The following is a 14,569-nucleotide window of genomic DNA, read 5'->3' as shown; positions in this document are numbered from 1 at the left end:
ACACCTGTCCTCCTAATAAGAAGTGATCAGCACCATGGGTAGAGTTGTTGCGGCAGCCGTTTACAGCGCCGGTAAGAAAGTCACGGATATCACCCTTGATGAAGGCGCCGCCTGGGCCGCCAAACCCGACCATTTTGTATGGATCGGCCTGGAAGAACCCAGCGCTCTGGAGCTGGCCAACCTGCAGCGTCAGTTCAACCTGCATGAACTGGCCATCGAAGACGCCCTGGAAAAACACAGCCGCCCCAAGCTTGAAACCTTCGGCGATGCGCTGTTTATCGTCACCTATTCACCGGTGCGCGAGAACGGCAAGCTGGAGTTTATCGAAACCCATATTTTTGCCGGCAACGGCTACATCATCACCGCCCGCAACGGCCACTCGGCGTCCTACGGTTTTGTGCGCCAGCGCTGTGAGGCGCGGCCATTGTTACTGGAGCACGGGGAAGATTTCGTACTCTATGCGCTGCTGGATTTCGTCACCGAAAACTACCAGCCGGTGAGCGAAGCGATCCACGCCGAAATTGATGAGCTGGAGCGCAACGTGCTGTGCAGTTCCCTGAGCGAGCGCGATATCCAGAACCTGCACGGCCTGCGCCGCGATGTGCTGCGGCTCAAGCGGTATGTAGCACCGATGGTGGAGATCAGCCAGGAGCTGCAGAAGCTGAGTTTCCCGTTTATCGACAAGAATATGCGCCCGTATTTTCGCGATGTGCAGATCCACGTGACGCGGCAGATGGAAGACCTCACCACCCTGCGCGACATCGCCAGCCAGACCATCGAAATCGGTGTGTTGCTGGAGGCTTCACGGCAAAGCGTGGTGCAGCGCAAGTTCGCCGCGTGGGCGGCGATTCTGGCGTTCCCCACGGCGGTGGCGGGGATTTACGGGATGAACTTCCAGAACATGCCCGAGCTGCAATGGCACTACGGCTATTTTGCGGTGCTCGGGTTTATCGCGGTGGGCTGCACCAGTTTGTGGGCCAGCTTTAAACGCTCGGGCTGGCTTTAAACCCCAGCCTCTGGCTTGTGGGCAACAAAGCGCATCATCCATTCCGCCACGGTGGCGCCATGGTGGTCACGCGCCAGGCTGGCCACGCCGTGGGTGTAGACCTTTTCGCCCAGAGTTGTCTGAAGAATCTCCAGCAGCTCGCGGGAATAGTCGTGGATAAATTCCGGATGGCCCTGGAAGCACAGCACCTGGTCTTCGATGTGGTACGCGGCATACGGGCAAAAATCGCTGGAGGCGATCACGGTGGCGTTGGCCGGCAACGTGGTGACCTGGTCCTGATGGCTGATCAGCAAGGTCAGTTCTTCCACCACCGGGCTCATCCACGGCGCTTTCGCGTTGAGCTTGTAGTCGTGGATGCCCATGCCCCAGCCTTGGCTGGCGCGCTCGGTCTTGCCACCCAGCAGCAGCGCGAGTAGCTGGTGACCGAAGCACACGCCCAGCAGCTTGTCGCCACGCTCGTAGCGCTCGAGCACGTAGGTTTTGAGGGTCTGGATCCACGGGTCGGTGCCGAAGGAGTCGGCCTTGCTGCCGGTGATCAGGTAGGCGTCAAACACCTCGTCAGCAGGCGGGTATTCGCCCTGCACCACGTTGTAGATGACAAATTCGGCGGCAATCGGTTGCTTGGAGAACAGGCGCTTGAACATCTGCCCGTACCCTTGGTATTGATCGATCAAGCCCGGACGCAGGATATCGGTTTCCAGGATACAGACGCGTAGCGACATAAAAAATACCTGACACGGTGATGGGAATAATGCACAGCCCAGAGCCTGCCTTGAAATGTGCCTGCAAAGCAAGTCTCCTGTGGGAGGGCGGTGTGCCAGTCGACATCAGCCTTATCTGACCCACCGTCTTCGCGAGCAAGCCCGCTCCCACATTTTGATCACCGGAAGGCTTCGTCCCGTGCAGCCTTATCAAGCAACAACGCTGGCGGCGAGAACCGCTCCCCGTATTGCTCGGCCAGGTAGCGCGCCCGGGCAATAAAGTCGTTCAGGCCATACTGGTTGATGAACTGCAACGCACCGCCACTCCACGCGGCAAAACCTATGCCGAAGATCGACCCGACGTTGGCATCCGCCGTGGACAGCAACACGCCCTCCTCCACGCACCGCACGGTTTCAATCGCCTGGATAAACAGTAAACGGTCGCGCACATCCTGCGCTGAGATCTGTTTGCCGGCTTGTTCAAAGCGGGTTTTCAGCTCGGGCCACAGATGCTTGTGCCCGCCCGCGGGGTAGTCGTAAAAACCGCCGCCTGCCGCCTTGCCCGTGCGCTTGTATTCATTCACCAACAGATCGATCACGGCCGTGGCCGGATGAGTCGGCAGCGCTTTGCCTTCGGCTTGCAGATCCTTCGCCGTCTGCTGTCGGATATGGCTCATCAAGCTGAGGGATACTTCATCCGACACCGCCAACGGCCCCACCGGCATACCGGCCTTGCGCGCCTCGGTTTCGATCATCGGCGCGGCCACGCCTTCGCCGAGCATGGCGATGCCTTCGTTGGTGAAGGTGCCGAACACCCGCGAGGTAAAGAAGCCGCGGCTGTCGTTGACCACGATCGGGGTTTTCTTGATTTGCAGGACGAAATCAAAACCTCGGGCCAGGGTTTCGTCGCGGGTGTGGGCGCCCTTGATGATTTCTACCAGCGGCATCTTGTCGACGGGGCTGAAGAAATGCAGGCCAATGAATTGGCCTTGATCGGGCACCGCTTTCGCCAGGCCAGTGATGGGCAAAGTGGAGGTGTTGGAGGCGATCACAGCCTCGCTGCCGACCACGCTTTGCGCCGCCGCCGTGACCTTGGCTTTGAGATCCCGGTCTTCATATACGGCTTCGATAATCAGGTCGCAACCGGCCAGGTCGGTATCGGAGGCCGTAGGATGAATCCGCGCCAAGGTGCTTTCCCGCTGTTCGGCGGTCAATTGCCCACGGCTGACTTTCTTGTCCAGCAGCGCCACCGAATGCGCCTTGCCCTTCTCGGCCGCCGCCAGGTTGATGTCCTTAAGCACCACCTCGACGCCCGCACAGGCACTCACATAAGCAATGCCTGCGCCCATCATCCCGGCGCCCAGCACGCCCACCTTGCGCGTGACATAAGGTGCAAAACCTTTGGGCCGTGAGCTGCCGGCGTTGATTTCATTGAGCTGGAACCAGAAGGTGCCAATCATGTTTTTCGCCACTTGCCCGGTGACCAACTCGGTGAAGTAGCGGGTTTCGATCAGGTGCGCGGTGTCGAAATCCACTTGGGCACCTTCCACAGCCGCACAGAGAATTTTCTCCGGCGCGGGAAAGCAGCCATTGGTTTTACTGCGCAAAATCGACGGGGCGATGGCCAGCATTTGTGCAACTTTCGGGTTTGACGGCGTGCCGCCGGGGATCTGGTACCCCTTGTTGTCCCAGGGTTGTTTGGCCTCGGGGTTGGCCAAAATCCAGGCACGAGATTTGGCCAGCAGTTCATCGCGATCTGCCGCCAGCTCATTGATCAAACCCGCCTGCAACGCCTGCTGCGGCCGCACTTTTTTACCTTCCAGCAAATACGGCAAAGCCTTCTCCAGCCCGAGCATGCGCACCATGCGCACGACCCCGCCGCCGCCCGGTAACAGGCCCAGGGTGACTTCCGGCAGGCCAAGCTGGGTGGATTGGTCATCCAGCGCCACGCGGTAATGACACGCCAGGCAAATCTCCCAGCCGCCGCCCAGCGCGGCGCCATTGATCGCAGCCACCACCGGTTTGCCAAGAGTTTCCAGGCGCCGCAGTTGCGCCTTCAACACCAGCACGCTGTCGTGGAAATCCCTGGCGTGGGCTCTGTCGACTTTGATCAGTTCATTGAGGTCGCCACCGGCAAAGAAAGTCTTCTTCGCTGAGGTGATAACGACGCCGGCGATGTCGGGCTTTTCCGCCTCAAGGCGTGTGACGATGGCCGCCATGGCCTCGCGATACACGCCGTTCATGGTGTTGGCGCTCTGGCCGGGCATGTCGAGGGTCAGCACCACAATCTGGTCCTGGCCTTTTTCGTAACGAATGGCTTCGGTCATGACAAATTCCTTGGGCTCAGAGGCGTTCGATGATGGTGGCGATGCCCATGCCACCGCCGACACACAGGGTGACCAGGCCATAGCGCTGCTGGCGTGCTTCCAGCTCGTCGAGCAGGGTGCCGAGGATCGCGCAACCGGTGGCGCCCAACGGGTGGCCCATGGCAATGGAGCCGCCGTTGACGTTGACTCGGGCGGCGTCGATGCCCATGTCTTTGATGAACTTGAGAACCACGGATGCAAACGCTTCGTTGACTTCGAACAGGTCGATGTCTTCAACGCGCAAACCGGCTTTGGCCAAGGCCTTGCGCGTCGCCGGTGCGGGGCCGGTGAGCATGATGGTCGGGTCGGTGCTGGTGACTGCCGTGGCGACGATGCGCGCACGTGGTTGCAGCCCCAGCTCGCGGCCCTTGGCCTCGGAGCCGATCAGCATCAACGCGGCGCCGTCAACAATGCCGGAGCTGTTGCCCGGCGTGTGTACATGGTGGATACGCTCCACATGGCTGTAGACCCGCAACGCGGTGGCGTCGAAGCCCATCTGGCCCATCATTTCGAAGCTTGGCTTGAGCTTGCCGAGGCCTTCGAGGGTGGAGTCGCTCCGGATAAATTCGTCGTGGTCCAGCAGCACAATGCCGTTCTGGTCCTGCACCGCGATCAGCGACTTGTTGAAGGAACCGTCTTCACGAGCCCTGGCCGCTTTCTGCTGGGACTGTAGGGCGAAGGTGTCGACGTCCTGGCGGGTGAAGCCTTCCAGTGTGGCGATCAGGTCCGCGCCGATGCCCTGAGGCGTGAAGTGGCTGTGCAGATTGGTCTGCGGGTCGAGTACCCAGGCGCCGCCGTCGCTGCCCATGGGCACGCGGGACATGGACTCGACACCGCCGACCACCACCAGGTCTTCAAAGCCCGAGCGCACTTTCATTGCGCCAAGGTTCACCGCTTCGAGGCCCGAGGCGCAGAAGCGATTGATCTGCACGCCAGCGACGCAGATGTCCCAGTCGGCCACCAGCGCGGCGGTCTTGGCAATGTCGGCGCCCTGGTCACCCACCGGGGTGACGCAGCCGAGGACGATGTCATCCACCTGGCGCGTGTCGAGGTCGCTGCGTTGCGCCAGCGCCGTCAGCAGGCCCGCCACCAGGTTTACCGGTTTGACGCTGTGCAGGGCACCATCGGCCTTGCCTTTGCCACGGGGCGTACGTATCGCATCAAAGATCAAAGCTTGGGTCATGACATCCTCGAGCAGCCAGTGCGTGTGTGCCTACCTTCAGGCCCGATTGACACGGTTTCAATGACGGATGCGCTCATTGCTTTTGACCCCCTCGCTCGGACGAACGGTAGGTAGCTATGGAAAACCGCTGATTAATCGTTTTAGCTGTCTAGCCCTAGGGTTGGCGCCAAGATGGCAATAAGCCTCATGCCGTTTTTAGCGCAAATAATGATTAGCTGATATGAAATGGATCTAAGCCGCGAAGAACGAGGGCTCTAAGGTTGAATCAGTAGGAAGCTGCTGCCGGGTTTTGCTGGAGCAGTTGTAAGAAAAGTGCAACGTCACATCGCGATACTGAAATACATCGGCACGCATTTGACGCTCAGGAATAACAACAAAAGGCAGTCAGCCATGTTTAAACATTCGAAAGTACGTCAGGCGGGACTTATTCTGTTCGCCACCACACTGATTCTGATCTTGCCCAATTTAACCAAGGTTATCGGGTGACGATTCAGCCTCCGGGTTCCGTGCACACACAGCCTCAGGACTGCAGTTTTTGGCAGCACCTGCCGGGACATTGCGCATAGCGGTCCTGTTGCAGGGGCTGTCTTTTTGCGCGCCGATTTCCGGTATTGTGGGCGCAACCGCCACTTCGAACCGGGCTCTCCCTTGAAACCGATCCTAGCCTTCCTCGCCTTGCTGTTGGCCCTGCCGGCAACCGCCGCGCAATTGACCATCGAACTCGACCACACCCGCAAGACCTGGCAGACCGCCGACCTGCTCAAGCACCCGGATGCGCAGACGGTGCAGATCGTCGATGACGTTTCCTACAAGCGCACTATGACCTATCGCGCCGTGCCGCTGGCCTCTCTGCTACCGGGTCTGAAGCCTGCGAACCATCTGCAAGCCGTGGCCCTGGATGGGTTTGCCGCCGAACTCACCGCTGCGCCGTTGCTGGAGAAACACGGCGCCCGCGCCTGGCTGGCAGTCGAAGATCCGGCCCAGCCATGGCCTGCGCTGGCAGACGGCAAACCGAGTGCCGGGCCGTTCTACTTGGTATGGACCCACCCGCAAGCCGGGCATATCAGCCCTGAACAGTGGCCGTTCCAGGTGTCGGCGATCAAGCAATTGAAGACGGTGGCGGAGCGTTTTCCGGCCTTGTTGCCTGACCCGAAGTTGGCCGCGAATGACCCGGTCAACCAGGGCTTTGCGCTGTTCCAGAAGAATTGCCTGGCATGTCACCGTCTCAATGGCGCCGGTGATGCGCAGGTGGGGCCGGACCTGAATATCCCCTACAACCCCACCGAGTATTTCAGCGGGGATTTTCTCAAGCGCTACATTCGCGACCCGCAGAGCTTGCGGCATTGGCCACAGGCGAAGATGCCGGCGTTTACCGCCAGTGTGTTGCCGGACGGCGAGTTGGATATGCTGGTGGGGTACTTGAAGCATATGGCGGGGCGTAAACAGCAACCCTGAGCCCATCACACATCCAATGTGGGAGCTGGCTTGCCTGCGATAGCGGTGGGTCAGCTACACCTGTGCTGGCTGGCAGACCGCTATCGCAGGCAAGCCAGCTCCCACACTGAAAGTGCTGTGCCTATTGTTGCTGCACCAAAACCACCGGCGTCGGCGCCACGAACACCTTGGCATGCATCTGCTCATGCCCGCCGCCTCTGCGCATGCCGCGCACCGGGCAGGCGTCGAGGTAATCCAACCCCACCGCCAGTTTCAAATGCCGCTCCGGTCGGGCCAGTTGGTTGGTCACGTCAAAGCTGTACCAGGCGTCATCCAGCCAGGCTTCGGCCCAGGCGTGGCTGGCCAGGTGCGTACTGTCTTCGGTGTACAAATACCCCGACACATAACGCGCCGGAATCCCCAGGCTGCGTGCGCAGGCCAGGAACGCGTGGGTGTGGTCCTGGCACACGCCCGCCCGACCGGCAAAGGCTTGGGCGGCGCAGGTGTCGACTTCGGTGGCGCCCGGCGTGTAGACCATGGATTGGTTGAGCGCGTGCATCAGGTCGATCAACGCGCTGCGGTCGCGACGTTGCCGGCAGTGCTGTTGCGCAAACCCAAGCAATGCCTCATCGGGTTCTGTCAGGCGCGTGCTGCGCAGGAACGGAAACGCTGACTGGCTCTCGTGTTCCGCCTCGCGCAACTCGTCGATGTCCACCTGGCCACGGGCGCCAATGATGATCGCATCGTGGGGCTCATCCAGGGTCAACACGTGCAGAATATTGCCGAACGGGTCGACTTGCGCGCGCACCGGGCGCGGCAAGTCCAGCTGCCAACTGATCACCTGCTGGCGCTCGCTGTCGTGGGGCGTAAGGCGCAGGTACTGAATGCTGGCGCGCACCTGGTCTTCGTAGTGGTAGGTGGTTTCGTGGCTGATGGAGAGTCTCATGCGGCCTCCAGGTAGGAACTGTAGATGGCGTCGCCCAACTGGCGCACCAAGGGGATGAAGTCGGTCAGCCAGGCGTGCAGGCCTTCCTCGAGGATTTCGTCAATCGCAGTAAAACGCAGGCGCGCGTCCATCTCAGCGGCCAAGCGCTGGGCTGGTCGGCCGTTGATGCCCGGCAGGCTGGCGAGGATCTGGTCGATCTCTTCGCTGCACGCCCTTAACGAGCGCGGGACGTCGGCGCGTAGCAAGAGTAATTCAGCCACTTGCCGGGCGCCGGGCGCGTCGCGATAGATCTCGGTGTAGGCCTCGAACGACGACAAGGCGCGCAGCAAGGCGCTCCACTGATAGTAGGCATGGGCCGTGCCGTCGGTGACGGCGGCGGCTTGGTCGCCGGCCATTTCGTAGCGCGCATCAAGCAGCCGCAAGGTGTTGTCGGCACGCTCGATGAAGGTGCCCAGGCGAATAAAGCGAAACGCGTCGTTACGCATGATGGTGCCGTAGGTGGCGCCGCGGAACAGGTGCGAGCGCTCCTTGACCCATTCACAAAACCGGCTCATGCCGTAACGGCTCAGGCCTTGCCGGGCAATATCGCGAATATCCAGCCAGGTGGCGTTGATGTTTTCCCACATGTCAGCGGTAATTCGCCCACGTACCGCATGGGCGCTGGCCCGCGCGGCACCGAGGCAGCTGTAGATGCTCGCCGGGTTGGCCGCATCCAGTGCAAAAAAGTGCAGCAGGCGCTCGGCGTGCAACTCGCCGTGACGCGCGTGGTAATCGTCCAGAGTGCCGGTGATCAGCAGCGGCATGGCCAGTTCGTGCAGGCCATCACCGCGCCCGTCCTGGGGCATCAGCGACAGCGAATAGCTGACATCGAGCATGCGCGCGAGGTTTTCCGCGCGCTCCAGATAGCGCGACATCCAGTACAAATCCGAGGCAGTTCTACTCAACATGGTTCAATCCTCGACCACCCAGGTGTCTTTGGTGCCGCCGCCCTGGGACGAGTTGACCACCAGCGAGCCTTCGCGCAGCGCCACACGGGTCAGGCCGCCGGGGACCACGCGGGTTTCCTTGCCGGACAACACGAATGGGCGCAGGTCGATATGCCGTGGCGCGATGCCGTTTTCAACAAAGGTCGGGCAGGTGGATAAACACAGGGTCGGCTGGGCGATATAGGCGTGGGGCTTGGCCTTGATGCGTGCGCGGAAGGCTTCGATTTCCGCCGCCGTGGCCGCCGGCCCTACCAGCATGCCGTAACCGCCGGAGCCTTGGGTTTCCTTGACCACCAGGTCCGGCAGGTTGGCCAGCACGTGGGACAATTCATCGGGCTTGCGGCATTGAAAGGTCGGCACGTTCTGCAGAATGGGCTCTTCATCCAGGTAAAAACGGATCATCTCGGTGACGAACGGGTACACCGATTTGTCATCCGCTACCCCGGTGCCGATCGCATTGGCCAGCACCACATTGCCCGAGCGGTAAGCGGCCAGCAGGCCGGGCACGCCGAGCATCGAGTCGGGGTTGAAGGCCAGCGGGTCGAGGAACGCGTCGTCGAGGCGACGGTAGATCACGTCCACCGCCTTGGGGCCGTCGGTGGTGCGCATGAACACACGGTCATCACGCACGAACAGGTCGGCGCCCTCCACCAGTTCCACGCCCATCTCACGCGCCAAAAAGGCATGCTCGAAAAACGCACTGTTAAAACGCCCCGGCGTCAGCACCACCACGCTGGGGTTATCCAGTGGGCTTGAGCTTTTCAGAGTGTCGAGCAGCAGGTTGGGGTAGTGATCGATGGGCGCAATGCGCTGGGCCGCAAACAGTTCGGGGAACAGGCGCATCATCATCTTGCGGTCTTCGAGCATGTAGCTCACACCGCTCGGCGTGCGCAAATTGTCTTCCAGCACGTAGTACGTGCCGTCGCCGTCACGTACGAGGTCGACACCGGAGATGTGCGAATACAGATCGCGGTGCAGGTTCAAGCCCTGCATGGCCAGTTGGTATTGGTCATTGGCCAGCACTTGTTCGGCGGGGATGATGCCGGCCTTGATGATGCGCTGCTCGTGGTACAGGTCGGCCAGGAACAGGTTCAGCGCCTTGACCCGTTGAATGCAGCCACGCTCGACCATCCGCCATTCGCTGGAGGGAATGCTGCGCGGGATGGTGTCAAACGGAATCAGGCGCTCGGTGCCCTGCTCGTCCCCGTAAAGGGTGAAGGTGATGCCGGCGCGGTGGAACAGCAAATCGGCTTCACGCCGACGTTGCGCCAGCAATTCTGCCGGCGTGTCGGCCAACCAGCGGGCGAACTCGCGGTAATGGGGCCGGACCTGCCCTGCCCCGTCGTACATTTCATCGTAATAAGTGCGGGTCATGCCGTACTCCTTGTCACTTGGACGCAAGCAGTGTTGCAAGGCCCGCGCCATCGGCATAAACACTTAAAAATCAGTGAGTTGAATAAACAACGGATTCCGCTCGCACCTTCCTGGTGCACAGAATGCCCGCCGTCGCGCCCCGCGCTTCATCACAATGCGGGTTTTGACTATCAACAGCATAGTCAGAGTTGATTTCACTGCCCGCCCCGCCTTGCGGATAATCACCTCCATCGGCTGAACAGGACGCGTCCTGCTGCTTCAGCGAACCGCTCTTCCCTTTGGGCCACCCTGTTTGGGTGGCTTTTTTTTGCTGCAAGAAAAGTGAGGTACAGGGTTAGGCGATTTCATACAGCACACACAAAATCGGCCGACCCGAAGGTCAGCCGATACGTTGCTTTACTCATAACAATTGCACTACATGGGTAACCCACGCACCTCCTGCTTGACGCCCCATCCTTCGATGATGCCGCCCAGCGGTTCCACCACCGCTTCAAAGTCTTGCTCGAAGTCTCCTATGCCGTCGTAGGTTGCGAACATGATTTTGCTCAGTTCCAGGTACCAGGCGCCGTCATCGCGCGCGCTGACCTGGGCATTCAGGGATTCCCCGCGAAAGCGACCCGCAGCCCTGCGCGCACGTTCCTCATCCGGGAAAATGGCGTAGAACTCGATGGGGTGAAAACGCGAGAAGTCGAACCCGCCTTCTTTCATCCGGCGCAGTACGTTGGTGCTGATGTCTTCTTGATAGGCTGTGCTCATGAAACGTCCTCCTCAAACTGATGGATAGACTTTCCGTGCTTCCCGAAGCCCGCGCCCTACTGACGCGGGTACTACGGCAATAACAACACCGAGGGAAAACAAGCATGTAGCTGACAAGACCAGACCTTAGCGATTCATTCGCTGATCTCAATTGCAGAGTAGCGCGAAGCTATCACCTCCACCAGAGGGGTTTCGTGGTCCTACAGGAAATGTTCAGGCGGCGGGTGAGATGTCGAGGATCTGGATGCTGTTCTGATCTTTGAGGATCTTGACCGTAGGCTCGGGCTTGCGGCCCTCCAGGTCATTGAGGTCAAGTTCGGCGGCCACGGGCACCAGCTTGTTGCGGATCATGTGCGCCGCGTCTTCGAGGCTGGGCTTTTGCGCGCAGGCGAACTGCTCCACGGTCTTTACACCGTGATCATCTACGAAGGTAATCTGCCACGTTTGCATCGGTGCCTCCTCGATAAAGCCCCTGTGTGGGCTCACATCTATCTGGACCTTGAGCGGTCGGCAAACGTTCCACTCAAGGCCTGAGGCACCGGATCAACCGCACTTATTTTTCAGCGTGTTCTTTCAAGGCTTTCAAGGTGTTAAACGGTGCGTCGACCACGAACTTGTTGGCCAGCCACGAGGGCACGCTGCCGCCTGGCTCGGTGTGCACCTGATAGGTGACTTCGGTCTGGTTATCGCCTTTTGGCACCAGTTTCCAGTAACCGTCTACCTGGGCTACACGCACGTAACCTTTGACTTCGGGCTGGTAGGTCGGCACTTCCAGCAGCTTGCGCGTCACGGTGCCGTCGGCGGCCTTGGAGGTGGTGATCTCCAGGATCGAGTCGCGGTCGGTCACCGGGAACGGCGCCTTGAACTGGGTGTAGGTCCAGCTCTTGTCACCTTCGGTCTTGAGCAGTTTTTGCGATTTGCATTCGTGAATCCAGGCGCAGGCGCCGGTCACGTCTTCCTGCAGGGCCTGGATCTTGGCGATGGGGGCTTTGATCACGGTGACGCCGCGATAAGCCTTGTACTTGGAGCCGGCGACTTCGCTCAAGGACACTTTGATACCGTCTTCGTCCTTGGCGACTTGCCAATCTTCAGCCTGGGCAGTGGCAGCAAACAACACCGTAAAACCGCACACCACAGCCAATCGTTTCAGCGAACCCATTGTGTATTCCTTATTTTTGAAGTTCCGATAGTAAAGCCCATCAAGCCGCCGTCATCTGCTCCCACCAGCCGATCAAACGGATCGCATCGGCCTGATCGTTGCCGCACACCTCAAGGTCTGCCTTGAAATCACTGCACACCGCCGGCCGCTCCGGTTGCCCGAACAGCTGGCATAGCTGTTCGACCGACAGGTGCAGGCAACGTTCTCCCGCCGGTTTGCCATTGGGCATTCCCGGTAATGGCGAACTGATGGAGGGGGCAATGCAGCATGCGCCACAGCCTTCACGGCATTTCATGACCAGCAGGTCCTCGACGACTCAATAGGGATGGCCGGGCTAGAGTACGCCCTTAAACAGCCGTTTTAAAATGGTCTAACAGGGGTTTTTCGCACAAAACAAAAGTGACCGACCAGTCTGCGACAGATGGTCGAAGGCGTACGTCACCTAAGCGCGCAATTTTATTGCTTGAACTCGAAATCCAGCGCCGCGCCTTCGATGTCGCGGCGCTCTTCGTTACGCAGTTGCAACTGCATCTGGTTGCTGAGCAGGCGGCCATTGATCTGGAACGCGCTGTTGTCGGTAGGTTTTTCCGCAAACATCGGCGGCAACAGCGGCACGCTCTTGGGTTTAGGCATGGTGCCGATGGGTTGCAAGTGCCTGACCATTTCGGTTGGCAGGGACAGGTCCAACTGTGCCGGTGGCAGTTTGGTCTGGGCCACTTCGTGGGCAGATTTGGATTTGCTCGCCATCGGTGCACGTTTTTTCACGACGGCGGTTTTTTTCTTGGCCGCCGGGGCTTTTTTAGCCGACGCCGGTTTCTTCGCGGGAGCCTTCTGCTCAGTGCTGGCGGTGGGCTTGCTTTGAGTCACGGGGGCTGCCGCCAGGACGGTGCCGACGTTACACAGGCTTAACAGGACAATCACCACAACAGCGCGAAAAATAGAGGTCATATTGCCTACAGCATTAACGGCAGAAGGCCATATGCTCGCTTGTTGAGCGCGGCATGACAAGCCTGGTGATCAGCCAGTCAATGTAAGTGTCCCCTTTTCGCGCCTCAGCCCAGGTTCAAAAACCGGCCGCGGTTTCCTGGCACAGCTGGCTGGCCAACATCCCCAACGTCATCAGCGCCCGCTCTGCCTCGCGGTTCCACGGCGTGCCGCAGTTAAGCCGAATACAGTGGTTGAACTGTTCCGTATTACTGAAGATGACGCCCGGTGCGATGCTGATGCCCTGCTGCAGTGCGCGCACGTGCAGTTCCTGGGTATTGACCCTTCCCGGCAAACTGACCCACAGGATAAAGCCACCGGTCGGGCGGGTCATCTGCGTGCCTTCGGGGAAATACTGCTGCACCGCCAGCTGGAATGCGCTGAGGTTCTTGCGGTATTCCTGGCGGATGTAGCGCAGATGCCGGTCGTAGCCACCGTTTTCCAGGTACGCCGCCACACCCATCTGGGTGACGCTGCACGCCGAGTGGGTGCTGAACATCTGCAGCCGCTGGATTTCCTGCTGGTACTTGCCGGCAATCATCCAGCCGATGCGCACGCCAGGCGACAGGGTCTTGGAGAAACTCGAGCAGTAGATCACCCGGTCCAGGCGGTCATAGGCTTTAAGGGCCTTGGTACGACCCAGCTCGAACATCAGCTCGCCGTAGATATCGTCCTCGACGATCTGGATATCGAAATCCGAAGCCAGGCGCAGCAACTGTTTCTGCCGCTCCTCGGGCATGGTCGCGCCCAGCGGGTTGCTCAGGCGCGTGGTCAGCACCAAGGCTTTGATCGACCATTGGTTGGCCGCCAGTTGCAGCGCCTCAAGGCTCATGCCCGTCGCCGGGTCGCTGGGGATCTCGATAACCTTGAGGCCCAGCAGGTCGGCCAGTTGCAGCAAGCCGTAATAGGTCGGCGACTCAGCGGCGATCAAGTCGCCTGGACGCGTCAGCACACGCAACGACATCTGCAACGCATCAACACACCCGTGGGTGATCACCACTTCGGACGGGTCCACCACCACGCCGGCATCACGCATGCGAATCGCCACCTGGCGGCGCAGCGGCTCGAAACCGGGGCTGAACATGTAGCTGAAGGCCCGCGGGCTCTGGAAACGCGTGACCTTGGCCAGTTGCTGATGCAACGCGCGCACCGGCAAGTAGTCGACACTCGGCACCGCCGCGCCCAGCGGGAACACCCCTTCGCGGCGCGACTCGACCAATACCTGCTGGATAATGCTGCTGCGGGTGACCAACCCAGGGCGCTCAACCCGGGCGATATCCGGCGTCGGCGCCGTCAGTGCAGGCGTCTGGTGCACGTAATAACCCGACTGCGGCCGTGCACGAATCAGCCCCTGGTCTTCCAGGTTGGCGTAGGCCTGCAACACCGTGGCGTGGCTGACGTTGAGCTGTGAACTCATCTTGCGCACCGAGGGCACACGCTCGCCGGGTTGATAGACACCGCGCCGGATGTCCTCAGCCAGTTGCTGGGCGATACGTTGGTAAAGCAACAGATTGGTCATGACGCAGCACTCGATTTCACGGGTATTTTATTTTTGTGTGAAACATACCGGCACAGTTTAGAAGTGTACGGGGACAGTTGCCACAATAGTCGAGCGCGGGCGGCAGTGATAGAGAAAACTACAGGGTATAAGTCGGGCAAAAATGTGGGAGCGGG

The 14,569-nt window shown here is 60.1% G+C and carries 14 protein-coding genes; 2 read left to right on the top strand and 12 right to left on the bottom strand.

Translation table 11 applies throughout. From position 1 onward, the window contains the following. Nucleotides 1-34: 34 nt before the first annotated feature. On the top strand, nt 35-1,006 hold the full coding sequence (locus QF043_RS05870; RefSeq protein ID WP_307417803.1) for a magnesium and cobalt transport protein CorA: 972 nt from the start codon (nt 35-37) through the stop codon (nt 1,004-1,006). Here QF043_RS05870 and QF043_RS05865 read toward each other — a convergent pair. From QF043_RS05865 to QF043_RS05855, 3 genes are all read right to left on the bottom strand, one after another. Further along, nucleotides 1,003-1,728, bottom strand: a complete 726-nt coding sequence (locus tag QF043_RS05865; protein ID WP_307417801.1) for an amidotransferase — start codon at nt 1,726-1,728, stop codon at nt 1,003-1,005. The genes QF043_RS05870 and QF043_RS05865 overlap by 4 nt on opposite strands. A 158-nt stretch (nt 1,729-1,886) precedes the next feature. After that, nucleotides 1,887-4,034: a 3-hydroxyacyl-CoA dehydrogenase NAD-binding domain-containing protein gene (locus QF043_RS05860; RefSeq protein ID WP_307417800.1), complete on the bottom strand. Its 2,148-nt coding sequence runs from the start codon at nt 4,032-4,034 to the stop codon at nt 1,887-1,889. A 16-nt stretch (nt 4,035-4,050) separates the two neighbouring features. Further along, nucleotides 4,051-5,256, bottom strand: a complete 1,206-nt coding sequence (locus QF043_RS05855; protein WP_307417798.1) for an acetyl-CoA C-acetyltransferase — start codon at nt 5,254-5,256, stop codon at nt 4,051-4,053. A gap of 648 nt (nt 5,257-5,904) precedes the next feature. Here QF043_RS05855 and QF043_RS05850 point away from each other — a divergent pair. Next, on the top strand, nt 5,905-6,711 hold the full coding sequence (locus tag QF043_RS05850) for a cytochrome c (protein WP_307417797.1): 807 nt from the start codon (nt 5,905-5,907) through the stop codon (nt 6,709-6,711). A gap of 121 nt (nt 6,712-6,832) precedes the next feature. On the opposite strand, the gene QF043_RS05845 is transcribed toward QF043_RS05850, so the two are convergent. The 9 genes from QF043_RS05845 to QF043_RS05805 form a co-directional block, all read right to left on the bottom strand. After that, nucleotides 6,833-7,636, bottom strand: a complete 804-nt coding sequence (locus QF043_RS05845; protein WP_307417796.1) for a transglutaminase family protein — start codon at nt 7,634-7,636, stop codon at nt 6,833-6,835. After that, nucleotides 7,633-8,583: an alpha-E domain-containing protein gene (locus QF043_RS05840; protein ID WP_056861611.1), complete on the bottom strand. Its 951-nt coding sequence runs from the start codon at nt 8,581-8,583 to the stop codon at nt 7,633-7,635. The genes QF043_RS05845 and QF043_RS05840 overlap by 4 nt, the downstream gene beginning before the upstream one ends. Before the next feature lie 3 nt (nt 8,584-8,586). After that, complete coding sequence (locus QF043_RS05835; protein ID WP_307417795.1) at nt 8,587-9,996, bottom strand: circularly permuted type 2 ATP-grasp protein; 1,410 nt, start codon at nt 9,994-9,996, stop codon at nt 8,587-8,589. A 414-nt stretch (nt 9,997-10,410) separates the two neighbouring features. Further along, complete coding sequence (locus QF043_RS05830; RefSeq protein ID WP_003193463.1) at nt 10,411-10,752, bottom strand: ribonuclease E inhibitor RraB; 342 nt, start codon at nt 10,750-10,752, stop codon at nt 10,411-10,413. A gap of 213 nt (nt 10,753-10,965) precedes the next feature. Continuing rightward, on the bottom strand, nt 10,966-11,202 hold the full coding sequence (locus tag QF043_RS05825) for a hypothetical protein (protein WP_026013791.1): 237 nt from the start codon (nt 11,200-11,202) through the stop codon (nt 10,966-10,968). Nucleotides 11,203-11,305: 103 nt separating this feature from the next. After that, nucleotides 11,306-11,911 (bottom strand): START domain-containing protein, encoded by a 606-nt coding sequence (locus tag QF043_RS05820; protein WP_307417794.1) that lies wholly within the window; start codon nt 11,909-11,911, stop codon nt 11,306-11,308. Nucleotides 11,912-11,951: 40 nt separating this feature from the next. After that, the gene (locus QF043_RS05815; protein WP_017138333.1) at nt 11,952-12,206 is read right to left on the bottom strand and encodes a YkgJ family cysteine cluster protein; all 255 of its coding nucleotides are present in this window, start codon (nt 12,204-12,206) and stop codon (nt 11,952-11,954) included. Between the two features lie 161 nt (nt 12,207-12,367). Next, on the bottom strand, nt 12,368-12,859 hold the full coding sequence (locus tag QF043_RS05810; RefSeq protein WP_307417793.1) for a translation initiation factor 2: 492 nt from the start codon (nt 12,857-12,859) through the stop codon (nt 12,368-12,370). Nucleotides 12,860-12,974: 115 nt separating this feature from the next. After that, nucleotides 12,975-14,414, bottom strand: coding sequence for a PLP-dependent aminotransferase family protein (locus QF043_RS05805; RefSeq protein ID WP_017138335.1), 1,440 nt, complete (start codon nt 14,412-14,414; stop codon nt 12,975-12,977). Nucleotides 14,415-14,569 lie beyond the last annotated feature (155 nt).

It is taken from the genome of Pseudomonas sp. W3I7 (genome assembly GCF_030816095.1).
Lineage (GTDB): Bacteria > Pseudomonadota > Gammaproteobacteria > Pseudomonadales > Pseudomonadaceae > Aquipseudomonas > Aquipseudomonas salomonii.
The sequence above is the reverse complement of the archived record's forward strand: the minus strand, read 5'-3'. Positions and strand labels throughout refer to the sequence as shown.